Origin of the sequence: Streptomyces sp. NPDC090499 (assembly GCF_044769305.1) — a bacterium.
In the GTDB taxonomy this organism is placed as follows: Bacteria; Actinomycetota; Actinomycetes; order Streptomycetales; family Streptomycetaceae; genus Streptomyces.
In genome coordinates this window covers 183,484-206,576 of the sequence record NZ_JBIVXP010000012.1, presented here as the reverse complement: position 1 = coordinate 206,576, position 23,093 = coordinate 183,484, and the positions used below count along the sequence as shown (strand labels likewise).

Annotated in this window: 25 protein-coding genes; 13 read left to right on the top strand and 12 right to left on the bottom strand. The window is 72.1% G+C overall.

The window, feature by feature from the left end:
* Window positions 1-19 precede the first annotated feature (19 nt).
* The 3 genes from ACIQVL_RS35800 to ACIQVL_RS35790 all read left to right on the top strand — a co-directional run bounded on the left by ACIQVL_RS35800 (window position 20) and on the right by ACIQVL_RS35790 (window position 2,133).
* A complete protein-coding gene (locus tag ACIQVL_RS35800) occupies window positions 20-577 on the top strand; it encodes a trypsin-like peptidase domain-containing protein (RefSeq protein WP_403439195.1) in 558 nt (185 codons plus the stop codon).
* A 199-nt stretch (window positions 578-776) separates the two neighbouring features.
* Entirely contained in the window at window positions 777-1,223 is a 447-nt protein-coding gene (locus tag ACIQVL_RS35795; protein ID WP_403439193.1) for a sec-independent translocase, read from the top strand.
* Window positions 1,224-1,461: 238 nt separating this feature from the next.
* Complete coding sequence (locus tag ACIQVL_RS35790) at window positions 1,462-2,133, top strand: hypothetical protein (RefSeq protein WP_403439191.1); 672 nt, start codon at window positions 1,462-1,464, stop codon at window positions 2,131-2,133.
* A gap of 128 nt (window positions 2,134-2,261) precedes the next feature.
* Here the strand turns inward: ACIQVL_RS35790 and ACIQVL_RS35785 are convergent, their stop codons facing one another.
* Genes ACIQVL_RS35785 through ACIQVL_RS35775 form a run of 3 tightly spaced genes read right to left on the bottom strand, consistent with a single transcriptional unit; the run spans window position 2,262 to window position 5,353 of the window.
* Entirely contained in the window at window positions 2,262-3,395 is a 1,134-nt protein-coding gene (locus ACIQVL_RS35785) for an Mrp/NBP35 family ATP-binding protein (RefSeq protein ID WP_403477401.1), read from the bottom strand.
* Window positions 3,396-3,438: 43 nt separating this feature from the next.
* A complete protein-coding gene (locus tag ACIQVL_RS35780) occupies window positions 3,439-4,035 on the bottom strand; it encodes a DUF1003 domain-containing protein (RefSeq protein WP_403439187.1) in 597 nt (198 codons plus the stop codon).
* Complete coding sequence (locus ACIQVL_RS35775) at window positions 4,025-5,353, bottom strand: magnesium transporter MgtE N-terminal domain-containing protein (RefSeq protein ID WP_403477400.1); 1,329 nt, start codon at window positions 5,351-5,353, stop codon at window positions 4,025-4,027. Before ACIQVL_RS35775 ends, ACIQVL_RS35780 begins: the two co-directional genes overlap by 11 nt.
* A 199-nt stretch (window positions 5,354-5,552) precedes the next feature.
* On the opposite strand from ACIQVL_RS35775, the gene ACIQVL_RS35770 reads away from it, so the two are divergent.
* Window positions 5,553-6,278 (top strand): hypothetical protein, encoded by a 726-nt coding sequence (locus ACIQVL_RS35770; protein ID WP_403439179.1) that lies wholly within the window; start codon window positions 5,553-5,555, stop codon window positions 6,276-6,278.
* A gap of 61 nt (window positions 6,279-6,339) precedes the next feature.
* Here the strand turns inward: ACIQVL_RS35770 and ACIQVL_RS35765 are convergent, their stop codons facing one another.
* Both ACIQVL_RS35765 and ACIQVL_RS35760 read right to left on the bottom strand, forming a co-directional pair.
* Window positions 6,340-6,852, bottom strand: coding sequence for a hypothetical protein (locus ACIQVL_RS35765; protein WP_403477399.1), 513 nt, complete (start codon window positions 6,850-6,852; stop codon window positions 6,340-6,342).
* A gap of 24 nt (window positions 6,853-6,876) precedes the next feature.
* The gene (locus ACIQVL_RS35760) at window positions 6,877-8,007 is read right to left on the bottom strand and encodes a magnesium and cobalt transport protein CorA (RefSeq protein WP_403375005.1); all 1,131 of its coding nucleotides are present in this window, start codon (window positions 8,005-8,007) and stop codon (window positions 6,877-6,879) included.
* Window positions 8,008-8,494: 487 nt separating this feature from the next.
* Here ACIQVL_RS35760 and ACIQVL_RS35755 point away from each other — a divergent pair, with 487 nt between their 5' ends.
* The 4 genes from ACIQVL_RS35755 (at window position 8,495) to ACIQVL_RS35740 (ending at window position 11,642) form a co-directional block, all read left to right on the top strand.
* Window positions 8,495-9,091 carry a suppressor of fused domain protein gene (locus tag ACIQVL_RS35755; protein WP_403439176.1) on the top strand — a complete coding sequence of 199 codons (597 nt, stop codon included), beginning with the start codon at window positions 8,495-8,497 and terminating at the stop codon, window positions 9,089-9,091.
* A gap of 186 nt (window positions 9,092-9,277) precedes the next feature.
* Window positions 9,278-9,919 (top strand): DUF6758 family protein, encoded by a 642-nt coding sequence (locus ACIQVL_RS35750; RefSeq protein ID WP_403439174.1) that lies wholly within the window; start codon window positions 9,278-9,280, stop codon window positions 9,917-9,919.
* A gap of 205 nt (window positions 9,920-10,124) precedes the next feature.
* Window positions 10,125-10,982 (top strand): PHP domain-containing protein, encoded by an 858-nt coding sequence (locus tag ACIQVL_RS35745; protein WP_403477398.1) that lies wholly within the window; start codon window positions 10,125-10,127, stop codon window positions 10,980-10,982.
* 54 nt (window positions 10,983-11,036) lie between these two features.
* A complete protein-coding gene (locus ACIQVL_RS35740) occupies window positions 11,037-11,642 on the top strand; it encodes a MarC family protein (RefSeq protein WP_403477397.1) in 606 nt (201 codons plus the stop codon).
* A 136-nt stretch (window positions 11,643-11,778) separates the two neighbouring features.
* Here ACIQVL_RS35740 and ACIQVL_RS35735 read toward each other — a convergent pair whose 3' ends face one another.
* Complete coding sequence (locus ACIQVL_RS35735) at window positions 11,779-11,931, bottom strand: hypothetical protein (RefSeq protein ID WP_089098921.1); 153 nt, start codon at window positions 11,929-11,931, stop codon at window positions 11,779-11,781.
* A 161-nt stretch (window positions 11,932-12,092) separates the two neighbouring features.
* On the opposite strand from ACIQVL_RS35735, the gene ACIQVL_RS35730 reads away from it, so the two are divergent.
* Window positions 12,093-12,995, top strand: coding sequence for an NYN domain-containing protein (locus tag ACIQVL_RS35730; protein WP_403477446.1), 903 nt, complete (start codon window positions 12,093-12,095; stop codon window positions 12,993-12,995).
* Here the strand turns inward: ACIQVL_RS35730 and ACIQVL_RS35725 are convergent.
* Both ACIQVL_RS35725 and ACIQVL_RS35720 read right to left on the bottom strand, forming a co-directional pair.
* Complete coding sequence (locus ACIQVL_RS35725; protein WP_403477396.1) at window positions 12,992-13,894, bottom strand: alpha/beta fold hydrolase; 903 nt, start codon at window positions 13,892-13,894, stop codon at window positions 12,992-12,994. The two genes, ACIQVL_RS35730 and ACIQVL_RS35725, sit on opposite strands and share 4 nt — an antisense overlap.
* A gap of 137 nt (window positions 13,895-14,031) precedes the next feature.
* On the bottom strand, window positions 14,032-16,665 hold the full coding sequence (locus tag ACIQVL_RS35720; RefSeq protein WP_403477395.1) for a DEAD/DEAH box helicase: 2,634 nt from the start codon (window positions 16,663-16,665) through the stop codon (window positions 14,032-14,034).
* Between the two features lie 563 nt (window positions 16,666-17,228).
* Here ACIQVL_RS35720 and ACIQVL_RS35715 point away from each other — a divergent pair.
* A complete protein-coding gene (locus ACIQVL_RS35715) occupies window positions 17,229-17,975 on the top strand; it encodes a ferritin-like fold-containing protein (protein WP_403439162.1) in 747 nt (248 codons plus the stop codon).
* 131 nt (window positions 17,976-18,106) lie between these two features.
* Here the strand turns inward: ACIQVL_RS35715 and ACIQVL_RS35710 are convergent, their stop codons facing one another.
* From ACIQVL_RS35710 to ACIQVL_RS35695, 4 genes are all read right to left on the bottom strand, one after another.
* Window positions 18,107-18,379, bottom strand: a complete 273-nt coding sequence (locus ACIQVL_RS35710; protein WP_403477394.1) for a hypothetical protein — start codon at window positions 18,377-18,379, stop codon at window positions 18,107-18,109.
* Window positions 18,380-18,553: 174 nt separating this feature from the next.
* A complete protein-coding gene (locus ACIQVL_RS35705; RefSeq protein WP_352367019.1) occupies window positions 18,554-18,781 on the bottom strand; it encodes a DUF3107 domain-containing protein in 228 nt (75 codons plus the stop codon).
* A gap of 154 nt (window positions 18,782-18,935) precedes the next feature.
* On the bottom strand, window positions 18,936-19,580 hold the full coding sequence (locus tag ACIQVL_RS35700) for a TetR/AcrR family transcriptional regulator (protein ID WP_403439158.1): 645 nt from the start codon (window positions 19,578-19,580) through the stop codon (window positions 18,936-18,938).
* A gap of 191 nt (window positions 19,581-19,771) precedes the next feature.
* Entirely contained in the window at window positions 19,772-19,996 is a 225-nt protein-coding gene (locus ACIQVL_RS35695; protein WP_403439156.1) for a hypothetical protein, read from the bottom strand.
* A 245-nt stretch (window positions 19,997-20,241) separates the two neighbouring features.
* Between ACIQVL_RS35695 and ACIQVL_RS35690 the strand changes: the two genes are divergently transcribed.
* From ACIQVL_RS35690 to ACIQVL_RS35680, 3 genes are read left to right on the top strand one after another with little or no spacing between them, the layout of a single operon-like run.
* The gene (locus tag ACIQVL_RS35690; RefSeq protein WP_403477393.1) at window positions 20,242-21,261 is read left to right on the top strand and encodes an alpha/beta fold hydrolase; all 1,020 of its coding nucleotides are present in this window, start codon (window positions 20,242-20,244) and stop codon (window positions 21,259-21,261) included.
* Window positions 21,262-21,268: 7 nt separating this feature from the next.
* Window positions 21,269-22,864: a DUF3152 domain-containing protein gene (locus tag ACIQVL_RS35685; protein ID WP_403477392.1), complete on the top strand. Its 1,596-nt coding sequence runs from the start codon at window positions 21,269-21,271 to the stop codon at window positions 22,862-22,864.
* Between the two features lie 56 nt (window positions 22,865-22,920).
* The gene (locus ACIQVL_RS35680; RefSeq protein WP_351321593.1) at window positions 22,921-23,013 is read left to right on the top strand and encodes an Ms4533A family Cys-rich leader peptide; all 93 of its coding nucleotides are present in this window, start codon (window positions 22,921-22,923) and stop codon (window positions 23,011-23,013) included.
* The last annotated feature ends 80 nt before the right edge of the window (window positions 23,014-23,093 follow it).

Here is a 23,093-nt window from a genome sequence, read left to right as displayed (position 1 = left end):
GTGAGCCCGTGAGGAGAACATGGACGAGTGGATACCGACGGCACGGCGGCGGTCACGGAACCGGCGCACGTTCGCCGTGGGGGCACTGGTGCTCTCCGTGCTCTCCGCCGCGGCCGGCGGGCTGATCGGCAGCAGCCTGGAGCGCACCGGCGGCCTGGAGGTCGTACAGCTGTCCCAGCCGGATCCGTCCCGGCCCGGCCCGCCCCAGTCGGGCCCGCCGCCCCCGCCGCCCGGACGGTCGCCGGGCGACGCCGCGGGGATCGCCGCGCGGGCGCTGCCCAGCGTCGTCACCGTGCACGTCACCGGCGCCGGTACCGGCGAGCAGGCCACCGGTACCGGCTTCGTCCTCGACACCCGCGGGCACATCCTCACCAGCAACCATGTCGTCGCCCCCGCGGCCTCGGCGGGTGACCGGATCACCGTGACGTTCAGCAGCGGAGCCACCGCGCGGGCGACCGTCGTCGGCCGGGACACCGGCAACGACCTCGCCGTCGTCCAGGTGCACGGCGTGCAGGACCTCACCCCGCTGTCGCTCGACAGCCACCGCGACCGTCCCGGCTTCCCGGACAGGAACTGACAGAAACGTCACAGGCGGGGCCCCGCTCCTGCCCCGACTAGGCAAACAACCCGGAAAACCGGTCGTACACACGCAGTCGGACACCTCGGGCAGTACCGGTCGGACAGGTCCGCCGGGTACCGTGGACCCGGCCCGGACCACGGAACAGCCGCAACAGCGACCGGAGGGCCGAGACCGAGGACATCGCAAGGAGCTTCAGGTGTTCAATGACATAGGACCACTCGAGCTGGTGACGATCATTGTGCTCGCCGTGCTCGTCTTCGGTCCGGACAAGCTCCCGAAGGTCATCCAGGACGTCATGCGGACCATCCGCAAGATCCGGGAGTTCTCGGAGAGCGCCAAGGAAGACATCCGGCAGGAACTCGGCCCGGAGTTCAAGGACTTCGAGCTGGAGGACCTCAACCCGAAGACCTTCATCCGCAAGCACCTGGACAGCGACGAGCTGGGGTTGAAGGAGATCCGCAACGGCTTCGACCTGAAGAAGGAGATGGCCGAGGTCACGGACGCGGTGCACAGCCGCGACAGCGACGCCTCGCCGTCGTCCTCCGGGAGCGGTTCGTCGGGGAGCGGCCGGATCGACATGACGAAGAAGCCGGAGGACCCGGGCACGGACGACCGTCCGCCCTACGACGCGGACGCCACCTGAGTCCGGATCACCGACCCGCGCATGAGCGGCGCACGTGACGCGTTTCATACCGCGTGTGCGCCGCTCATTCGTCTCTTACGGCCCGAACCAGCCGCCCGTGCGACCCACGCACCGGGCGGTTTCGCGGCTGGTCCCGGTGGGGTCGATATGCTGCCGAGTTGTTGTGCGGACCGGACGAGTGCGCCCGAAGGGGGGCGGGCCGCCCCGGACCGACGAGAGCTAGGAGGCGTCCGGGCAGATGGAGACGACAAGTCGGGTGGACGGACAGGCGCCGGTCGCGGAGGGCGCACAGCAGGCCCCCTCCGCCCGCCGCACGGTCGACGGCTACCTGGAGGCGCCCTTCCCCTGGTACGGCCTCGACGAGGCGTTCACGGGGCCGCGTTGGCTGATGCAGGTGGGTACGGCGGCCGACGGTGCGGTGGAGCACGGGTCGATCGGGCACGGCGACGAGCCGTCGGTGCGCAACGAGCATCTCGCCGCGGCCGTGGGCGAGCCGCGGGAGAAGTTCGCGGTGGTCGTGACCGTCGCGGCGAGTCCGTCCCGGCGCAGTGCCGACGGGACGGGGCTGCTGGAGGCCACGTCGGTGTCGTCCGCGGCGTGGCTGGCCGGGGTCGGGCTGCTGTCCTTCACCTGGCCGGGGCAGATGGACCACAGCCTGCGGGACGACTGGCTGGAGCAGCAGACCGAGACGGCGTGGGAGCTGGCCGACGAGCTGGCCGGGCCGGAGTGGTCGACGCTGTCGCTGCCGGTGGACGGGGTGGCGACGCCGTTCCACTACCGGGAGTCGGAGTTCGGGTGGGTGCTCGCCGGGTCCACGGAGGAGGGGGTGCACCTCGGGGCGTACGGGCGGGGGATGTCCGCGTACGGGCTGGGGTTCGCGGTGATCAAGGACGTTGCCGCGTACGCATGAGAAAAGGGGCGCCGGTGGTTTTGGCGCCCCTTCGCCGTAGGGGGTGCGGTGCGTTCGCGACTGCGGATGAGCGGTGGTTGCTCGCGCAGTTCTCCTCGCCCCTGAAGGGGCGCGTTGCCGCGCCCCTCTCAGAACTTGTTGCGCGGCGTGATGCCCAGGGACATGCCCGAGAGGCCGCGCTGCCTGCCTCCGAGCTTGCCGGCGATACCGCGCAGGGCCGCGCCCGCCGGAGAGTCCGGGTCGGTCAGGACGACCGGCTTGCCCTCGTCGCCGCCTTCGCGGAGGCGGACGTCGATGGGGATGGAGCCGAGGACCGGGACCGTCGCACCCGTCGTGCGGGTCAGGCCGTCGGCGACGGTCTGACCGCCGCCCGTGCCGAAGACGTCGACCATCTCGCCGCAGTGCGGGCACGGCAGGCCGGACATGTTCTCGACGACACCGACGATCTTCTGGTGGGTCTGGACCGCGATCGAGCCGGCCCGCTCGGCGACCTCGGCCGCCGCCTGCTGAGGCGTCGTCACGACCAGGATCTCGGCGTTCGGGACCAGCTGGGCGACCGAGATGGCGATGTCGCCGGTGCCGGGCGGGAGGTCGAGGAGGAGGACGTCCAGGTCGCCCCAGTAGACGTCCGCGAGGAACTGCTGGAGGGCGCGGTGCAGCATCGGGCCGCGCCAGACGACCGGGGCGTTGCCCGGGGTGAACATGCCGATGGAGATGACCTTCACGCCGTTGGCGGACGGCGGCATGATCATGTTCTCGACCTGGGTCGGGCGGCCGTCCGCGCCGAGCATGCGCGGGACGGAGTGGCCGTAGATGTCCGCGTCGACCACACCCACCTTGAGGCCGTCGGCGGCCATCGCGGCGGCCAGGTTGACCGTGACCGACGACTTGCCGACACCGCCCTTGCCGGAGGCGACCGCGTAGACACGGGTGAGGCTGCCGGGCTTGGCGAAGGGGACCTCGCGCTCGGCCTGGCCGCCGCGCAGGGCGGTGGCCAGCTCCTTGCGCTGCTCGTCGCTCATCACGTCCAGGGTGACGTCGACGCGGGTGACGCCCTCGACCCGGGAGACCGCCTCGGTGACGCGCTGGGTGATGGTGTCCCGCATGGGGCAGCCGGAGACCGTCAGGTACACGGTGACCGCGACCGCGCCGTCCTCCCCGACGGCGACCGATTTGACCATCCCCAGTTCGGTGATGGGTCGGTTGATCTCGGGGTCGTTCACCGTCGCCAGTGCCTCGCGCACCGCGTCTTCGCTAGCCATACCCCCGATGGTACGGCGCGGCGCCGGGCCCCTATAACGCCCCTCAGCGGTCGTCTACGTCACGCCTGGCCGACCGTTCTGCCGGGAATACGGCATGTTCGTGGTGCCCGTCCCGCCGCTCGTCCAGGTCCTTCAGCAGGTCCTGGAGTTCGGAGCGGATCCAGTCCCGGGTCGCCACCTCGCCCAGGCCCATGCGCAGGGCGGCGATCTCCCGGGTGAGGTACTCGGTGTCGGCGATGGACCGCTCGTTCTGCTTGCGGTCCTGTTCGAGGTTGACCCGGTCGCGGTCGTCCTGCCTGTTCTGCGCGAGCAGGATCAGCGGGGCCGCGTAGGAGGCCTGCAGGGACAGCGCCAGGGTCAGGAAGATGAACGGGTACTCGTCGAAGCGGAGCCGGCCGGGTGCCGCGATGTTCCACAGCACCCAGAGGATGATCACGAACGTCATCCAGACGATGAACCGCCCGGTGCCCAGGAAGCGGGCGATGCGCTCGGAGAGCCGTCCGAAGGCCTCCGGGTCCCACTCGGGCAGCAGTCTGCGCCGCGGTGCGCGCGGCTGGTCCAGGCGGTGACCGCGCGACCGGCCGGCGGCGGTGGCGCCGGACGGCGTCCGCTCACGGGTGCTCTCGCGCTCAGGCGCCATGGATCCCCGCCCCCTTCCCCGCCGTCTGCTCCTTCTCCTCCTGGTCCCCCTGGTCCCCTTCGTCCAGGTGGAACTCGGTCTCCCGCCAGTCCTCCGGCAGCATGTGGTCGAGGACGTCGTCCACGGTCACCGCGCCGAGCAGCGACCCCGCCTCGTCGACCACGGGCGCCGCGACCATGTCGTACGTGGCGAAGAACCCGGCGATGACCGGGAGCGTGGCGTCGGGGTCGAGGGGTTGCAGGTCGTCGTCGGCGACCAGCGAACTGACCAGCGTGTACGGGGGGTCGCGCAGCAGCCGCTGGAAGTGCACGGTGCCCAGGTACTTGCCGGTCGGGGTCTCGTCGGGCGGCCGGCAGACGTAGACCTGGGCGGCGAGGGCCGGGGAGAGGTCGGGGTTGCGGACCCGGGCGAGGGCGTCGGCCACGGTCGCGTCGGGCCGCAGGACGATCGGCTCGGTGGTCATCAGACCGCCCGCCGTGTGCTCCTCGTACGACATCAGGCGCCGCATCTCGGCCGCGTCCGCCGGCTGCATCAGGCTCAGCAGCCGTTCCTTGTCCTGTTCGGGGAGTTCGGCGAGCAGGTCGGCCGCGTCGTCCGGGTCCATGGCCTCCAGGATGTCCGCGGCCCGCTCCTCCTTCAGCTTGCCGAGGATCTCGATCTGGTCGTCCTCGGGGAGCTCTTCGAGGACGTCGGCCAGGCGGTCGTCGTCGAGGGCCGCGGCCACCTCGGCGCGGCGCTTGGCGGAGAGGTGGTGCAGCACGTTGGCGAGGTCGGCGGGGCGCAGCTGCTCGAAGGTGGCGAGCAGGCTCTCGGCGCCCTGCCCGTGCTCCTCCAGGGAGAACCCGGTGACCTGCGACCACTCGACGGTGAGCGTCTCTCCCCTGGTCCGCCGGAAGGTGCCGGTGCGGCCCTTGCGGACGAAGACCCGGTCGATCTCCCAGTCCCGGCGGGCCGGCAGCTGGTGGACGGCCAGGTCGAGGACGGTGACCTCCTCGCCGGTCTCGGCCAGCCGGACGCGGCGGTCGAGGAGCTCGCCGAAGACCAGGCGTTCGGTGGGGCGCTGTTCGAAGCGGCGGACGTTGACCACACCGGTGGTGATGACCTGGCCGGACTCGACGCCGGTCACGCGGGTCATGGGCAGGAAGACGCGGCGCCGGGTGGACAGTTCGACGACCAGGCCGAGCAGCCGGGGCGGGCGGCGGCCGACGCGCAGCATGACGACGAGGTCCCGGACGCGGCCCACCTGGTCGCCGGCGGGATCGAAGGCGGGGACGCCGGCGAGGTGCGAGACGAAGATGCGGGGAGCGCCGGCTGCCATGGGGTTGCTTCCTTTACCTACCGGAGTACTGCTTGCGTGGCTTTCGGTCCCTTCTGCCCGCTCGGTGGGCTTCAGGCTAGCCCGTACCGATCGGATACGCCCTGGTGGGCGGTCCGGACGGACCGGCTCCGCCGGGCGGGTGGGGCACCGGTACGCTGCGGTACGCCCTGCCGGACCGCTCAGAAAGGTGGCCCCGTCCGTGACCGTCATCGCTCCGGGCCGTACCCGCCGCGCCGCACTGGTCACCGCCGTGTGCGCACTGGCCGTCCTCACCGGGTGCGGCGGGGATCCGGACGCGGGCACGAACGGGGTGGGGAAGCTGGCGCCGGACGTCATCCAGTCGAAGACGCGGACGGCGGCCGCGTCGGTGGCGACGGTGCGGATGGCGGGGACGGTGGTCACGAGCGGGCGTACGTACGAGTTGGACATGCGCCTGAACGAGGACGGCGGGACCGGGTCGGTCACCTCGAAGGGCTCGACGTTCCAGCTCCTACGGGTGGGCGACACGCTGTATCTGCAGGCCGACGCGGGGTTCTGGAACCACGCCGACGGCAGTGACACGACCGCGGCGAGCAAGCTCGACGGCAAGTACGTCAAGGTGCCGCGGACGGATCCCGCGTACAAGAAGTTCAGCGGCTTCACGGACAAGGACGTCCTCCTCTCGGGCCTGCTGACCCTGCACGGCTCGCTCGCGACGGACGGTCACCACGAGCAGTCGGGCACCCGCACGATCCGCATCACCGGCGACGGCGGCTCGGGCGGCAGCCTCGACGTCTCCCTGGAGGGCAAGCCGTATCCCCTCCGCCTGGAACGCGGCGGCGGCGCGGGCACCCTCACCTTCTCCGACTGGGGTAAGGACTTCAGCGTGGTCGAACCGGAGAAGGGTGAGACGGTCGACTACGGGAAGCAACTCCCGACGTCGTAGCGGGTCCCCCGAGCGCAGCCGCGGTCCTGTCCGGCGGTGCCGGACTCGGCCCGGTTGTCGGCTACCTGGGTTTCCGGCGCCGTGAGAGCAGCCGGGGCAGGGCGGCCGGGGCCGGGCGCCGGGTCGTCGCCGGGGACGGGAGCGGGGGCGCTGCCAGGTTCTCCTCCGGCAGGGGCGAGAGCGTCCCCTTCGGGGTCAGGCGCAGCACCCTGCACTCCCTCGCCCAGCGGTCGGTCATGGCCTCGCCGTCGGGGGCGTTGAGGCGTTTGCCCTTCAGTTCCGCCACCGCCGCGTCCCACCCGGGGGTGCCGGCGGGCAGCTCGGTGACCGTCGCCATCCAGGTGACCAGCCGGCCGCCCTTGTCCTTGCTGCGGACGGTCACCTCCGCCGACCCGCCGTCGGCCAGTTCGCCCAGCGGCTGCTCGGCGCCGTCGCCGACCAGGCACATGCCGCCGTCGGCCCACGCGTGCCACACCGCACGCGCCGTCGCCGCCCCGGCGCCCCGCACCCAGACGAGGCCGGACTTCTTCGTGGCCTCCTCGACGAGGGCCTGGTCGAGCAGCTCGCTTGTCATGGCGACCAGCCTATCCAGGCCGGATCACAGCCAGCCGTTGCGCTTCAGTGTCCGGTGGATGCCGAGGCAGATCACCCCGGTGATGGCCATGATCACCGGATAGCCGTAGCGCCAGTGCAGCTCCGGCATGTACTTGAAGTTCATGCCGTATACACCGCACACCATCGTCGGTACGGCGATGATCGCGGCCCAGGACGTGATCTTGCGCATGTCCTCGTTCTGCGCGACGGACGCCTGCGCGAGGTTGGCCTGGAGGATCGAGTTGAGGAGCTCGTCGAAGCCGACGACCTGCTCCTGGACGCGGGCGAGGTGGTCGGCGACGTCCCGGAAGTACTTCTGGATGTCGGGGTCGACCAGCCGCATCGGCCGCTCGCTCAGCAGCTGCATGGGACGCAGCAGGGGCGAGACCGCGCGCTTGAACTCCAGGACCTCTCGCTTGAGTTGGTAGATCCGCGCCGAGTCCACACCGCGGGAGACACCGCCCCTGCGGCCCGGCGTGAAGACCTCGGTCTCCACCTCGTCGATGTCGTCCTGCACCGCGTCGGCGACCGCGACGTAACCGTCCACGACGTGGTCGGCGATGGCGTGCAGCACGGCCGAGGGGCCCTTGGCGAGCAGCTCGGGGTCGTCCTGGAGCCGGTGCCGCAGCGCCCGCAGCGAGCCCTGCCCGCCGTGCCGGACGGTGATGAAGAAGTCCCGGCCGGTGAAGCACATGACCTCGCCGGTCTCGACGACCTCGCTGTTGGCGGTGAGCTGGTCGTGCTCGACGTAGTGGATGGTCTTGAAGACGGTGAAGAGGGAGTCGTCGTACCGCTCCAGCTTCGGGCGCTGGTGGGCCTGGACGGCGTCCTCCACCGCCAGCGGGTGGAGTCCGAACTCGCTTGCGATACCGGCGAATTCGGCCTCGGTCGGCTCGTGCAGGCCGATCCAGACGAACCCGCCGTCGCGGCGCACCAGCCGCATCGCCTCGTGCGGGGTCAGCGGCTTGCCGGTCTCGACGCGGGCGCCGTCGCGGTAGACGGCGCAGTCGACGACGGCCGAGGGTGTGCCGGGGTCGCGGGTGGTGTCGTACGCGCCGCTCTCCGGGCGCAGGCTCTTGCGCAGCGAGGGGCGGGAAGGACGGACCACGGCTCGGAGGTCGCGGATCATCGACATGGGCAGGCTCCTTCGCGACAGGCAGCGGAAGACCGCCGAGGAACGGGTGGAACTACCCGGAATGGGGACGTCCTGGCTTCGGATGTTTGGCACGTCCACAAAGCGGGGAGCACCGCACCGTTGCGGTGGCGACTTCGCTACTGGTTCAGATCAGACGAACGGATCCAGACAGATCCGGAGCGGACCGGTCAGATGGATCAGGCAAGCGAAACGAAGTGCTCTTCCGAACGACAACGCGCACGAAAAGGCGGCAGCCAGCCAGAGAAAGAGATTCAGAGGCCGGAAGAGCGAGTGGTACTGCACGGGTGACTTCGATCCATGGCAGCCCCACCTCCTCCAGCCGGTCCCTCGTAAGGGAGTCCTGTTGGTGTCGGGGACTGACTGCGACGCGCTGCGTGCTGCCCCGAACCACCGCGGTCAGAGTAGCAGCAGCCCTCAGTGTCAAGGCGCCGCTTTGCCCGGTACTGACGAGTTCTATGCTCGCGACATGGTTGAAGTTCTTCCTCTGGTCGAGGCCCGGTTGACCACCGCACTGGGCGAACCGGACGCGCGCGCGGCGGTCACCTTCCTCGGTACGGACCGCATCGAGGTGCTCCGTTTCCACGAGGACCTCCAGGGCGAGAACGTCGTCCGCTACGCCACGCTCGGCATGTCCGCACACCCCATGACCGACCCCACCGCGGTGATCGCGGACCCCGTCAAGGGGCCGCGTGCCGAACTGGTCCTGTCGGTCCGCGCGGGGCTCGCCGAGACCGACAAGGTGCTCCGCGCGCTCGCCGTGCTCGCCGCGTCCCCGCAGGTGGAGGGCCTGGTCGTGACGCCGGGCGCATCGCTGGACGTCGGCGACCCGCTGTGGCCCGGCGCGCCGTTCACCTCCGTGCTGGTCGGCGAGCCGGGCGGTCTCGTCGAGGATCTGGAGCTGGACGGGCCCCTCGACCCCGTACGGTTCCTGCCGCTGCTGCCGATGACGCCGAACGAGGCCGCCTGGAAGCGCGTGCACGGCGCCGGCGCCCTCCAGGAGCGCTGGCTCGCGAACGGGGCCGACCTCCGGGACCCGCACCGCAGATCCGTCCCGCTGGACTGACCCGGGGGTGAGCAAGCTCACCAAGCGGCATTCCCCGTCGGCCAGTTGGCCGGTCGGTCGGCAAGCGCGGTGCCGCCGTCGCCGGCGGCGTGCCGCACGGCGGGAGCCGTCCGTCCGCGCGGTCGCGTGCGCTGGACGGGTGATCGTCCTTGACGTGGGGGGTCCTGGGTAGGACCGTGGGGCTCTATGAGGGGCGAACCCAGTTGCCCGAAGTGTGGTGGCCGGGTCAGGGCTCCCGGACTCTTCGCCGACACCTGGCAGTGCGATGTCCACGGGACCGTGCATCCGGTACAGCCCGTGATCCCGCCCAGCGTCGAGGCCCTCGGTGTGGTGGTGCACCGCACCCAGGTTCCGGTGTGGATGCCCTGGCCGCTGCCGGTCGGCTGGCTGTTCACGGGTGTGGCCTGTGCCGGTGACGACCGCAGCGGGGGCCGTGCGACCGCCGTCGCCTGCTCCGGACCCGCGCCGCTCGGCGGCATAGGGGAGATGATCCTGGTCGCCGAGGAGCTGGGAGTCGGCCTCGGGGCCCGGTACGCGGGGATCGACGGGCCGGACCCCGGGCCGTCCATGAACGTGGAGAAGCCGCCCCAGGCGAAGGTGCTGGCGGCCGGGCGGCCGACGCCGCTGTGGCACGTCTCCGGCGCGCCGGACGACCGGGCCGTCTTCGCGGGCGAGGCGCGCGGGCTGTGGCTGTGGGTCGTGGTGTGGCCCGAGCAGACGGGTCTGCTGATGTACGACGAGCTGGTGCTGACCGATCTGCGGGACGCGGGGGCCGAGGTGGACCTGGTGCCGTGCGGGGCGTTGTCGCCGCGGTTGCTGGAGCCGTAGCGCCGTAGGCGCCGTGGAGCCGGTGCGATTGTCGTCCGCAGGCCCGTGGGGGCTGGTCGCGCAGTTCCCCGCGCCCCTTCGGGGCGCGTTGTCCTGTGCGTCGGCTGTACGGGGCGCCCCTGGCTTTCGGGTGTGACGGGGGCACCCTCCGGGGGCCGTTATCCTTGTCGCGTTCCTTCCGTCCCGTCCCGCTGGAGTCTGTGTCGTGCGCATCGATCTGCACTGCCACTCCACCGCGTCCGACGGCACGGACACCCCGGCCGAGCTGGTGCGCAACGCCGCCGCTGCCGGTCTCGACGTCGTCGCGCTGACCGACCACGACACCACCCGCGGCTACGCCGAGGCCCTCGCCGCGCTGCCCGCGGGGCTCACCCTGGTGACCGGGGCCGAGCTGTCCTGCCGTCTCGACGGCGTCTCCATGCACATGCTGGCCTACCTCTTCGACCCCGAGGAGCCCGCCCTGCTCGCCGAGCGCGAGCTGGTCCGGGACGACCGGGTGCCGCGCGCGCAGGCCATGGTCGCCAGGCTGAACGCGCTGGGGGTGCCGGTCACCTGGGAGCAGGTGCGGCGGATCGCCGGGGACGGTTCGGTCGGGCGGCCGCACGTCGCCACCGCGCTCGTCGAGCTCGGTGTCGTACCGACCGTGAGCGACGCCTTCACCGAGGAGTGGCTGGCCGACGGCGGCCGGGCCTTCGTGGAGAAGCACGAGACCGACCCCTTCGAGGCGATCCGGCTGGTCAAGGGCGCCGGCGGCGTGTGCGTGTTCGCGCACCCCGCCGCCGCGAAGCGCGGGCGCACGGTCCCCGAGTCGGCGATCGCCGAGCTGGCCGCTGCCGGTCTCGACGGCATCGAGGTCGACCACATGGACCACGACGAGGACACCCGTGCCCGGCTGCGCGGGCTCGCCTACGAGCTGGGGCTGCTGGCCACGGGCTCGTCCGACTACCACGGCAGCCGCAAGACGGTGACGCTGGGCGAGTACACCACCCACCCCGACGTGTACGGCGAGATCACCCGCCGGGCGACCGGGGCGTTCCCGGTGCCGGGGACCGGCGGAGCCTGAGGCTCGGCCCTCGCCCGTCCAAGACCCTCCTCCCGCAAGGCCTGTGGCACCCCCATGTTCGATCTCGCCGTCTTCGGCTCCCTCTTCCTGACCCTCTTCGTCATCATGGATCCCCCGGGGATCACCCCGATCTTCCTCGCCCTCACCGCCGGCCGGCCCGGCAAGGTACAGAAGCGGATGGCCTTCCAGGCCGTGTGCGTGGCGGGCGGTGTGATCACGGTCTTCGGGCTGCTGGGCCACCAGATCCTGGACTACCTGCACGTCTCCGTGCCCGCACTGATGATCGCGGGCGGGCTGCTGCTCCTGCTCATCGCCCTGGACCTGCTCACCGGCAAGAACGACGAGCCGAAGCAGACCAAGGACGTCAACGTGGCGCTGGTGCCGCTGGGCATGCCGCTGCTGGCCGGCCCCGGTGCGATCGTGTCGGTCATCCTCGCCGTGCAGAAGGCCGACAGCGTGGCCATGCAGGTGTCCGTGTGGTCCGCGATCCTCGCGATCCATGCCGTGCTCTGGCTGGTGATGCGCTACTCGCTGCTGATCATCCGGGTCATCAAGGACGGCGGTGTGGTCCTGGTGACGCGGCTCGCGGGCATGATGCTCTCCGCGATCGCCGTGCAGCAGATCATCAACGGTGTCACCCAGGTGATCAAGGGCGGGTAGCGCGCGGCGCAGGAGGCCGGTGAACGCAGAGCCCCCGCACGGCCTGGGTGCCGTACGGGGGCTCTGAAGACTGTGCGGTGCTCCGCGCGTCGTCGGTGTGGCTGTTGTCGTCTTCTGTCGTTGTCGCGTCGTCCTGTTACGAAGCCTGGGTCTCGGCCGGTCGGATCCACAGGCGCTGCCCCACGGCGGCGGCCTGCTGCACGATCCTGCTGACGGAGGCGGCGTCCACGACAGTGCTGTCCACGGTGGTGCCGTCGACCTCGTCGAGTCGCATGATTTCGAAGCGCATGGCCTCTCCCTTCGTCGTCCTGTTCCGTAGGAGTCAACGGCTTGCGTGTTACAAACATTCCCTACGCTAAAGAAATTTTTCGAACGCCTAATTACCGACCGGTAAGAGTCTGCAGGAGACTGACCGGGACCGGTTGTGTTCGCAGCGTGACCGCCGGGACAATGGAGGCGATGAACGACGACCTCTCCGCCCTTCAGGCCCGTATCGACCGCACGAACGAGCTGCTCACCCGCATGCTCGCCGAAGTGGCCAAGACGCCCTCGACGCACGCCATCTTCGTGGACGCGGGCTACCTCTACGCGGCCACGGGCCGGCTCGTCGCCGGGACGGAGGACCGCCGCGCCTTCGACCTCGACGCAGAGGGGCTGATCGAAGCGCTCATCGACAAGGCGCGCCAGATCTTCGCCGACAGCCGGCTGCTGCGCGTCTACTGGTACGACGGCGCCCGCCGTCGCATCCACACCGCCGAGCAGCAGGCCATCGCCGAACTCCCCGACGTCAAGGTCCGCCTCGGCAACCTCAACGCCAACAACCAGCAGAAGGGCGTCGACTCCCTGATCCGCACGGACCTGGAGTCACTCGCCAGGCACCGCGCCATCAGCGACGCGGCCCTGCTCGGCGGCGACGAGGACCTGGTCTCGGCGGTCGAGGCCGCCCAGGGCTACGGCGCCCGCGTCCACCTGTGGGGCATCGAGGCCCCCGAGGGCCGCAACCAGGCCGAGCCGCTGCTCTGGGAGGTCGACAGCCAGCGCACCCTCGACCTGGAGTTCTTCAAGCCCTACGTCTCCAGACGCGCAGCCCCCGCCTACGAGGCCGGCGCCACCAGACCCACCCGCGAGGACGTCCGGTTCGTCGGCGCGCAGATCGCCGCGAAGTGGCTCTCCTCGCGCGGCCGCGAGGCCCTCGTCGAACTGCTGCCCGGCCACCCCTACCTGCCGGGCCCCGTCGACCAGGACCTCCTGGTCGAGGCCGAGGGGATGCTCCAGTACTCCCTGCGCGGCCAGGCCGACCTGCGCCGCGCCCTGCGGGACGGCTTCTGGGAGCACCTCCAGACGCAGTACTAGCCCAGGTCCCGGTCCGCGGGGCCGGTGCTGTCCCAGAAGTCCGCGATCGCCTCGGCGGTGGCGGCGGGCCGGTCGGTGTTGGGCGAGTGCTCGGCTCCCTCGATCACCGTCCGGCGTGCCCGCAGCCGCAGTGCCATCTCGTCCAGCAGCGGTACCGGCCAGGTGTCGTCCCGCGCGCCCGACAGGACGTGGAAGGGCAGCGGCAGGGCGGCCAGTTCCGCGACGCGATCCGGCTCGGTGCACAACTGACGCCCGGTGGCGAGGAGTTGGGCCGGCTTGTTGCCCAGCCAGCGGCGCCGCAGATCCTCGCCGTCCTCCAGGCCCTCCTCCGGCCCGTCCGGTTCCTCCAGCTCCTCCGGCGCCTCCAGGGCCTGCATCGCCTCCCACACCTCGGCCATCGACATGACGGCGAGCGCGTCCCGCAGCAGCTTCACGCGCTGCTGCTGGGAGGAGGAGATCTGCGCCGGACCCGAGGCCATCAGCGTCAGCGAGCGGAACGGCGTGCGGTCGAGGAGTACGGCGGCGCGGGCGATCTGGCCGCCGAGGGAGTGCCCCAGCAGATGCACCGGCCGGCCCGCGCCGACCACAGCCGCCTGCGCGAGCACGTCCCGCGCCAGTTCCTCCTGGGCGTACGCCGATTCGTCGTCCGCGGGCCCGTCCGACTCGAACTGCCCGCGCCCGTCCACGGCGACCGTCCGGTACCCGCGCCGGCCCAGTGCCTCGTGCAGCCGGTTGAAGTCCTCCTTGCTCCCGGTGAACCCCGGCAGCAACAGCGCCACCCCTCTGGGCTCGACCCCGGCGGCCACGGGCGCGTCGACGACGGCGAACCCGCCCCGGTCGGTGGCGAGCGCGTACGCACGGGCATCGGGGGGCGGGACGAAGGTACGGGGCCTGCTCATGGGGGAGAGGGTATCCGGACCGGGGTGACCGACCGGGGGCCGGTCGGTGAACCCCGGCACCGGGGACCGCCGGGCGCTGCGCAGACGCCGACGGCCCGGACCACTCGAGGTGGTCCGGGCCGTCGTCACGCGTGCGCTCAGGCCTCCGGGGCCGCGGCGGCCGCCTTCCGGGTCCGGCGGGCCTTCGGCTTCGCCTCCGCGTCGGCCACCTCGACGGATCCGGCGGTCTCGGCGGACTCGGCAGCCTTGCGGGTGGTGCGACGCCTCGGCTTCGCCTCCGGCTCCTCGGTGGCCTGCGCCGGGATCTCCGCGGAGGCGGCTGCGGCCGTCTTGCGGGTACGGCGGGGCTTGGCCTCGGTGGCTTCCGCGGTGTCGACGGCGGCCTCGGCCGCCTTCCGGGTACGGCGCGGCTTGGGCGCCGCCTCCGCCTCCTCGGCTGCCTCCGGCGCGGCTGCCGCCGTCTTGCGGGTGCGGCGGGGCTTCACCTCGGCCGTCTCCGCCTCGGGGGCGGCCGCCGCCACCTTGCGGGTACGGCGGGGCTTGGCCTCCGTGCCCTCGGCGGTGTCCACCGCGGCTTCGGCGGCGGCTGCTGCCGTCTTGCGGGTGCGGCGCGGCTTGGGTGCCACCTCCGTCTCCTCGGCTGCCTCCGGCGCGGCTGCCGCCGTCTTGCGGGTGCGGCGCGGCTTGGCCTCCGTGCCCTCGGCGGTGTCGACGGCGGCCTCGGCCGCCTTCCGCGTCCGGCGCGGCTTGGGCGCGGCCTCGGCCTCCGCCTCGACGGTCACCGGCTGCGGCGCGGCCACCACCGGCTCGCTCGGCTCGGCGGCCTTGCGGGTGCGGCGGCGGGCCGGGGCCACCGGCGCCTCGACAGCCTCGGCCGGAGCCTGCGCGACCTCCGCCACCGGCTCGGCGGCCTTGCGGACACGACGACGCGGCTTGGCCTCGACGGCCTCGGCGGTGTCCACCGCGGCCTCGGCGGCGGCAGCTGCCGTCTTGCGGGTGCGGCGCGGCTTCAGCTCCGCCGCCACGGCTTCGACAGCCTCGACGACGGCCTCGACAGCTGCCGTCTCGGGAGCCTCGGCCGTCTTGCGGGTGCGACGGCGCGCGGGGGCCACCGGTGCCTCTTCGGCCACCGGCGCCTCGGCCACCACCGTCGGCGCCTCGGCCACCGGCTCGGCCTCCGCGGACCTGCGGGTGCGACGGCGGCGCGGCTTCTCCGCCGCGGTCGGCTCCATGACGGACTCGGCCGTCTCGACGACGGCCTCCGGCGTCACGGTCGCCGGGGCGGCGGCCGTCACCGGCTCCTGGGACGCCCCGTTGCGGGTACGGCGACGGCGGCGCGGGGTCCGCGCGGCCGCCGGCTCCGACGCCGCGAGCGCGTCGCCGGCGGAGGCGGGCGGCGCGGCCTCGGCGGCCGGTGCCGTGGCTGCCGTACCGGACGCCTGGTCCAGGGTCGAACCGTTGCGCGTGCGACGGCGGCGGCGCGGGGTGCGGGCCGGGCGCTCGCGCTCCTCGGTGCGAACCTCGTTGCGCGCCTCGCCCCGACCGCCCCGGCCACCGCGACCGCGGCCACCGCGGCCGCCGGTCTCGCCGAGGTCCTCCAGCTCCTCCGCGTCGAGCCCGGCGCGGGTGCGCTCCGAGCGCGGCAGGACACCCTTGATGCCCGCGGGGATCTTGAGGTCCTCGAAGAAGTGCGGGGAGGTCGAGTACGTCTCCACCGGGTCGGGGAACTTCAGGTCCAGCGCCTTGTTGATGAGCTGCCAGCGCGGGATGTCGTCCCAGTCGACGAACGTGATCGCCGTACCCGACGCGCCCGCGCGGCCGGTACGGCCGACCCGGTGCAGGTACGTCTTCTCGTCCTCCGGGGACTGGTAGTTGATGACGTGCGTCACGCCCTCGACGTCGATGCCGCGCGCGGCGACGTCGGTGCAGACGAGGACGTCCACCTTGCCGTTGCGGAACGCGCGCAGCGCCTGCTCGCGGGCGCCCTGGCCGAGGTCGCCGTGGACGGCGCCGGAGGCGAAACCGCGGCGCTGGAGCTGCTCGGCGATGTCGGCGGCGGTGCGCTTGGTGCGGCAGAAGATCATCGCGAGCCCGCGGCCGTCGGCCTGCAGTATGCGCGCGATCATCTCCGGCTTGTCCATGGAGTGCGCGCGGTAGACGAACTGCGCGATGTTCGCGACGGTCGCGCCCTCGTCGTCCGGCGCGGTGGCGCGGATGTGGGTGGGCTGGCTCATGTACCGGCGCGCGAGGCCGATGACCGCGCCCGGCATGGTCGCCGAGAACAGCATGGTCTGGCGCTTCGCCGGAAGCATGCCGATGATCTTCTCGACGTCCGGCAGGAAGCCCAGGTCGAGCATCTCGTCGGCCTCGTCGAGGACGAGCGACTTGATGTGCTTCAGGTTGAGCTTCTTCTGGCCCGCGAGGTCGAGCAGCCGGCCCGGGGTGCCGACGACCACGTCGACGCCCTTCTTCAGGGCCTCTACCTGCGGCTCGTAGGCGCGGCCGCCGTAGATGGCGAGAACGCGTACGTTACGGACCTTGCCGGCCGTCAGCAGGTCGTTGGTGACCTGGGTGCAGAGCTCGCGCGTGGGGACGACGACGAGCGCCTGCGGGGCGTCGGTGAGCGCCTCGGGGGCGGCGCGGCCGGCCTCCACGTCGGCGGGGACGGTGACGCGCTCCAGGAGCGGCAGACCGAAACCGAGGGTCTTGCCGGTGCCGGTCTTGGCCTGGCCGATGACGTCGGTGCCGGACAGGGCGACCGGGAGCGTCATCTCCTGGATGGGGAAGGGGTTGATGATGCCGACGGCTTCCAGGGCCTCGGCGGTCTCGGGAAGGATTCCGAGTTCACGAAACGTCGTAGTCAGGGTGCTGCCTCTTCTGTGTGTCGCGGCGCGAGGCGAGCGCGGGGGTCTTTGACGGACCGTGCCGGGGACGTCGGCTGCCTTACGGGCGGGCCGTGGGGGGCACGCCGTAGTGCACGGGACCTCTGCCGACGCTCTAGCGCTCGTACCGCTGAGGGTGTGTCCCTCCGGTCGTCGTACGCACAGTGCCGTACGAGCCGGGAGGGCTGTCGGGTCGGAGCCGATCGGGCCACCGACCGGGCATCCTCATACGTGCGGCCTGTCGAGATACGTCCAGAATCGACGGCGTACCAGCAGGCGCATTACCACCATACCCCGGAATCGTGCACATGCGATGGCCGATTTGGTCACGTCGTGGTAGTCACAGTGGTTGACCAGGGGCTTCCCCCGGACTTCTCCGGGTTCCCCGGAGACTTCTTCAGGGTCGGCCCGGAGCTTCCCCAGGGCTTCCGCGGGGCCGAGGGCGGGCTATTGTGCGCTTCATGACGAGCTCTGACAAGCCTGAGACCGCCTCCGCCGAACCGACCGGTGTCGCCGCCCAGGACTGGGCGCAGGCGGCCGCCGACCCGCACTACCGTGCCGCGGTCGTGGACCTGCTCGGCGCCCTCGCGTACGGCGAGCTCGCGGCGTTCGAGCGGCTCGCGGAGGACGCCAAGCTGGCGCCCTCGCTGGTGGACAAGGCCGAGCTGGCGAAGATGGCGTCGGCCGAGTTCCACCACTTCGAGCGGCTGCGGAACCGGCTGACGGAGATCGGCGAGGACGCCACGCAGGCGATGGAGCCGTTCGTCGCGGCCCTCGACGGCTTCCACCGGCAGACGGCGCCGTCCGACTGGCTGGAGGGCCTGGTCAAGGCCTACGTCGGCGACTCGATCGCCAGTGACTTCTACCGGGAGGTCGCGGCCCGCCTCGACGCCGACACCCGCGAACTGGTGCTGGCCGTCCTCGACGACACCGGGCACGCCGGGTTCGCGGTGGAGAAGGTGCGCGCGGCCATCGACGCCGACCCGCGTGTGGGGGGCCGACTGGCCCTGTGGGCGCGGCGGTTGATGGGCGAGGCGCTGTCGCAGTCCCAGCGGGTGGTCGCCGACCGGGACGCGCTGTCGACCATGCTGGTCGGGGGAGTGGCCGACGGGTTCGACCTCGCCGAGGTGGGGCGGATGTTCTCGCGGATCACCGAGGCGCACACGAAGCGGATGGCTGCGCTGGGGCTGGCGGCGTAGCGCTCTGTGGGAGGTGGTTGCGGGGAGTTGCGCGGCTGCGGGTGCGTTGTGGCTGGTCGCGCAGTTCCCCGCGCCCCTTTCGGGGCGCTTCGGCTCGGGCGCTCGGAGAGTGCTCGGCGTGCGTGCGGACGCTACGCCGGGATCGATCGTCGGCGCAGGTGGCGGCCCGCCGGGCGGAGCAGCAGCGACAGGGACGCCGCCGAGACGATCGCCGCACCCAGAAGAGTGACCAGGATCGTGCCGGGGCCGAGCGCGCTGTGGGTGACGAAGTCGCCGAAGAGCGCCCCTGCGACCCCCGTGGAGAACACCAGGGGACGGGCCGGGAGCCGGTGGGACAGCCGACTGGTCGCGGCCCACGACAGGGCCAGGCCGAGCAGGGCTGATCCAAGGACTTCCAGGAGCATCACGAGGGTTCCCTCCCACGGCCGGCCCGTGCTTCGCGGTCGTAGGCCGTCATACCCGTGACCTGCGGAATGCAATCCTCCTCTGTGGACGACTTGTGCGCCACATGTGGAAGGCGGACACGACGGAGGGGCCGGGCGGACACACGTCCCCCCGGCCCCTCCGTGCTGCTGTGGTCAGACCGCGCTGAAGCCGACCTTGCGCACCGTCGGCTCGCCGAGCTCGATGTACGCCAGGCGGTCCGTCGGAACGAGGACCTTGCGGCCGCGCTCGTCCTCCAGGGACAGCACCTGTGACTTGCCGGCCAGCGCGTCGGCGACGATGCGCTCGACCTCCTCGGCGTTCAGACCGCTCTCCAGAACGATCTCGCGGGGCGCGTGCTGCACGCCGATCTTGACCTCCACGGCTATGTCCCTCCGACGGTCAGTGAAGTGCGCGACCTTCCGCGCCGTACGCAGCACACATTAGCCCGGTGAGGGGACGTACACGCTGCGCACGAGCACGCCAGGAGCGAACAGCGGACGGGAATTCCCTCCGGCAGCGCCGTCGGCGGCGGTGTCAGTGGTGCGCGTCGAGGCCGTGCAACGGGAATCCCGCGATGCCCCGCCAGGCCAGCGAGGTCAGCAGCTGGACCGCCTGGTCGCGCGGGACGGAGCGGTCGCTGTGCAGCCAGGAACGGGCCACCACCTGGGCGAGACCGCCGAGACCGGAGGCCAGCAGGATCGACTCGGCACGCGGCAGACCGGTGTCCTCCGCGATGACCTCGCAGATCGCCTCGGCGCACTCGTTGGTGACCTTGTCGACGCGCTCGCGAACCGCGGGCTCGTTCGTCAGGTCGGACTCGAAGACCAGGCGGAAGGCCCCGCCGTCGTCCTCGACGTACGCGAAATAGGCGTCCATGGTCGCCCGGACCCGCTGCTTGTTGTCGGTCGTCGACGCGAGCGCGCCGCGCACCGCCTGGATCAGGGCCTCGCAGTGCTGGTCCAGCAGGGCCAGGTAGAGGTCGAGCTTGCCCGGGAAGTGCTGGTAGAGCACCGGCTTGCTGACGCCGGCCCGTTCGGCGATGTCGTCCATCGCAGCCGCGTGGTACCCCTGCGCGACGAATACTTCCTGGGCGGCGCCCAGCAGCTGGTTCCGTCGGGCACGGCGCGGCAGGCGCGTGCCCCGCGGGCGTGCTGCCTCTGTCTGCTCGATGGCTGTCACGCCGCCTCCCAAAGTCGTCCACATGAGTCGTCCACATGCGGATCGCTCCGCGCGGCCATCGTACTTTTCGGTAACCCTGCTGTGCGCGGTGCGAGCGCAGAATTTCACGTACCGGACGACGGCGAAAGCCGCACCGGGAAATACCGGGACATGCGAACAGGCCGGCGGGTTCCCCGGAGACCGGGCCGAGGTCAGCGGTAGTCGTCCTCGTCGAGGGTGACCACCCGTGCCTGCTCGATGAGATCGGCCTCGTTCGCGCGGTCCGCGTCGACAGCGGTGAGCGGGTCGTCCTGGGACGGCGTGACGTCCGTGTGCTGCTCGGCTGCGTCGCCCTCAGGGGCCTCGACGTCGATCTCCCGGGCGTCCTCCGCCTCCAGATCGCCGAGCACGTCGGGGTCGGTGGGGTCATGGACCATGGTGGGGCTCCCTTCCTTCGAAGATCCCTGGCTGCAGCAGGGGGTCACAATCGGGTGCCCTGTCTACGAGCGTAGGAGACAGCGGTTGCGGACGCTATGTCATCCACGGCCGTTCCCCGGGTGGCGGCCCCGGCTCTCACTCCGGGCGGCACACGGGGCGTACGGGGCGCGTGCGCGGCTCGCCGGGGTGGTTCTGTGACGGCGAACACATGAATCACGGTGTGATCGTCTCGTAACATTGGCCCATGTCTTCGACCGAGCTGCCCTCCGTGCCGCCCACCAGCGTGCTCCCCGAGGCGGCGGCAGTCAGGGTCGCGGAGGGCGAGCGGCTGCGGTCGGTGGGACTGCCCGGCGTCACCCTCTCGGTCCGTTCGCGGCCGCCCGCGCGCGAAGGGCTGCCGCCCGCGCTCTACATCCACGGGCTCGGCGGCTCCTCGCAGAACTGGTCGCAGCTGATGGAGCAGCTCGAAGACGTCGTGGACGGCGAGGCGGTCGACCTGCCGGGCTTCGGCGACTCGCCGCCGCCGGACGACGGCGACTACTCCGTCACCGGGCACGCGCGCGCGGTCATCCGCTATCTCGACACGGCCGGCCGCGGTCCGGTCCACCTCTTCGGCAACTCCCTCGGCGGCGCCGTCGCCACCCGCGTCGCCGCCGTCCGCCCGGACCTCGTCCGCACCCTCACGCTCGTCTCGCCGGCCCTGCCCGAGCTCCGCGTACAGCGCAGCGCCGTGCCGACGGTCCTGCTCGGCCTCCCCGGCGTCGCCGGGCTCCTCACCCGCACGACCGGGAAGTGGACCGCCGAACAGCGGGTACGGGGCGTGCTGGCCCTCTGCTACGGCGATCCCGGCCGGGTGACGCCCGAGGCGTTCGAGCACGCGGTGGAGGAGCTGGAACGGCGGCTGCGGCTGCCGTACTTCTGGGACGCGATGGCGCGGTCCGCGCGCGGGATCGTCAACGCGTACACGCTGGGCGGCCAGCACGGGCTCTGGCGCCAGGCCGAGCGCGTCCTCGCCCCGACCCTGCTGATCTACGGCGGCCGCGACCAGCTCGTCGGCTACCGCATGGCCCGCAAGGCCGCCCGCAGCTTCCGCTACTCCCGGCTGCTGTCCATGCCGGACGCCGGGCACGTGGCGATGATGGAGTACCCGGCGGCGGTGGCCGGTGCGTTCCGTGAACTCCTCGCCTCCGCCGACCGGCTGGCCGGCGGACCGGCTGCCGGGACCGTCGGCGGCGGTCCGGTCGCGCCGGGCGCGGGGAGCTGAGGGGCGAGTGGGACGCCACAGCCGCCGCGGGCCGGCACCCAAGGACGACACGGCGGACATAGCGAACACGCGCGCGTCCCGGAAGCAGGGCCCGGGGGACGCCGAGCGCGGCCCGGCGGGACCCACAGTGCCGCGCCCCGCCGGGGCGCCTGTCGGCGGGGCGCCGCGGTCCGCGGGCGGTACACCCGCCCAGGGCGTCCCGCGGCCGACCGACGGCACGCCCGCCCGGGGGGTGCCGCGGTTCGCCGACGGTTCGCCGGCCGGCGGTGTGCCCCGCCTTCCCGACGGGACCCCGGCCGGCGGTGTCCCGCGGTTTGCCGACGGGACTCCGGCGCACGGTGTCCCGCGCTTCCCCGACGGGACCCCGGCGCACGGTGTCCCGCGAGTGCGTGGCGGCCACCCGCAGCAGCGTGAAGAGGGCGGTGGCTGGGGCCGGTTGGGCGGTGCGGCCGGTGTGCCCTCCGGACCCGGTGGCGCTCCTTCCGGACCCGGCGGTGCCGCTTCCGGGTCTGCCGGTGCCGCCTTCGGGGCGACCGGTGTGTCGATACCGCGGCAGCGGCAGAGCGGGCCCGGCGGTCCGCGGCAGGACTACGTCGACGCCTTCGGTGAGGACGTCGACGTCTTCGCGCCCCGCCCCGGCATCGGTGGCCAGCGCACGGAAACGTATCCGCCCGGCTCGGGCCCGCACACGTCCACGTCCACGTCCCCGCTCCCGTCCGGCCTGGACGGCGGAGCGGGCGATGCCGTCGACGCGCCGCCCGCCGGCGGGCCCGCGCAGCCCAGGGGCGGCAAGGGCCGGGCCTTCGCGGGCGTCGCGGCCGCCGCCGTCACCACCGTGCTCGCGGTGATCGTCGCCGGGCAGGTGGTCGACGGCCGCGACGGCGACGCCGCACGGTCGCGGTCGGCCGCGGACGGGACGCGGGCCACCGACGGCGCCGCCTCGCGCGGGGACAGCCGTACGACGCCGTCCGCGTCGGCTTCCGCCTCGCCGGGCGTGGTGACGCTGTCGTACGAGCAGGCGATGGGCGAGAAGTACCCGCTCAGCGCCGAGCTGGCCGGGTCCGGGAAGTTCAGCACCGTGCCGGGGAGCGCGAAGGCGCCGGGCAAGGGGCGGAAGTACACCTACCGCGTGGACGTGGAGCAGGGGCTCGGCCTGGACGGGAAGCTGTTCGCCGAGGCCGTGCAGAAGACGCTCAACGACGAGCGCAGCTGGGCCCACGACGGTGCCCGTACCTTCGCGCGCGTGTCCACCGGCAAACCCGACTTCGTGATCACGCTCGCCAGTCCCGGCACCACCGCGAAGTGGTGCGCCAAGTCCGGCCTCGACACGACCGAGGACAACGTGTCCTGCGACTCGGCGTCCACCCAACGCGTCATGATCAACGCGTACAGGTGGGCCCAGGGCAGCAAGACGTACGGCGACAAGATCCACGCCTACCGGCAGATGCTGATCAACCACGAGGTCGGCCACCGGCTCGGCTACGGCCATGTGACCTGCGACAAGGACGGCGAGCTGGCGCCGGTCATGCAGCAGCAGACCAAGTTCCTCGACCACGACGGAATCCACTGTCTGCCCAATCCCTGGCCGTATCCCAAGAGTTGACAGGTGGCTCATACATCACATTGACATGCGCAGAAAGGTCGTACATATTTCTGGGCATGTCGTCTCTTCACGCCTCCGCGCGCGCCGCCATCGAGCTGGCGCTCATCGGCGTGACCGCGCTCTGCGTGGCCGACATCCACTGTCGCTGACGCCCGCCTTCAGGCGTTCGCGTCGCGACTTCTCTCTGCTGCCGTGACCTGGGTCACGGCTCTTTCGACGACCTGACGCC

Coding starts and splice junctions, on each gene's coding strand:
- ACIQVL_RS35800 (WP_403439195.1), top strand. CDS start 20: ATGGACGAGTGGATACCGACGGCACGGCGGCGGTCACGGAACCGGCGC.
- ACIQVL_RS35790 (WP_403439191.1), top strand. CDS start 1,462: ATGGAGACGACAAGTCGGGTGGACGGACAGGCGCCGGTCGCGGAGGGC.
- ACIQVL_RS35785 (WP_403477401.1), bottom strand. CDS start 3,395: ATGGCTAGCGAAGACGCGGTGCGCGAGGCACTGGCGACGGTGAACGAC.
- ACIQVL_RS35780 (WP_403439187.1), bottom strand. CDS start 4,035: ATGGCGCCTGAGCGCGAGAGCACCCGTGAGCGGACGCCGTCCGGCGCC.
- ACIQVL_RS35775 (WP_403477400.1), bottom strand. CDS start 5,353: ATGGCAGCCGGCGCTCCCCGCATCTTCGTCTCGCACCTCGCCGGCGTC.
- ACIQVL_RS35765 (WP_403477399.1), bottom strand. CDS start 6,852: ATGACAAGCGAGCTGCTCGACCAGGCCCTCGTCGAGGAGGCCACGAAG.
- ACIQVL_RS35760 (WP_403375005.1), bottom strand. CDS start 8,007: ATGTCGATGATCCGCGACCTCCGAGCCGTGGTCCGTCCTTCCCGCCCC.
- ACIQVL_RS35755 (WP_403439176.1), top strand. CDS start 8,495: ATGGTTGAAGTTCTTCCTCTGGTCGAGGCCCGGTTGACCACCGCACTG.
- ACIQVL_RS35750 (WP_403439174.1), top strand. CDS start 9,278: ATGAGGGGCGAACCCAGTTGCCCGAAGTGTGGTGGCCGGGTCAGGGCT.
- ACIQVL_RS35740 (WP_403477397.1), top strand. CDS start 11,037: ATGTTCGATCTCGCCGTCTTCGGCTCCCTCTTCCTGACCCTCTTCGTC.
- ACIQVL_RS35735 (WP_089098921.1), bottom strand. CDS start 11,931: ATGCGCTTCGAAATCATGCGACTCGACGAGGTCGACGGCACCACCGTG.
- ACIQVL_RS35730 (WP_403477446.1), top strand. CDS start 12,093: ATGGAGGCGATGAACGACGACCTCTCCGCCCTTCAGGCCCGTATCGAC.
- ACIQVL_RS35725 (WP_403477396.1), bottom strand. CDS start 13,894: ATGAGCAGGCCCCGTACCTTCGTCCCGCCCCCCGATGCCCGTGCGTAC.
- ACIQVL_RS35720 (WP_403477395.1), bottom strand. CDS start 16,665: ATGACGCTCCCGGTCGCCCTGTCCGGCACCGACGTCATCGGCCAGGCC.
- ACIQVL_RS35710 (WP_403477394.1), bottom strand. CDS start 18,379: ATGCTCCTGGAAGTCCTTGGATCAGCCCTGCTCGGCCTGGCCCTGTCG.
- ACIQVL_RS35695 (WP_403439156.1), bottom strand. CDS start 19,996: ATGGTCCATGACCCCACCGACCCCGACGTGCTCGGCGATCTGGAGGCG.
- ACIQVL_RS35690 (WP_403477393.1), top strand. CDS start 20,242: ATGTCTTCGACCGAGCTGCCCTCCGTGCCGCCCACCAGCGTGCTCCCC.
- ACIQVL_RS35680 (WP_351321593.1), top strand. CDS start 22,921: ATGTCGTCTCTTCACGCCTCCGCGCGCGCCGCCATCGAGCTGGCGCTC.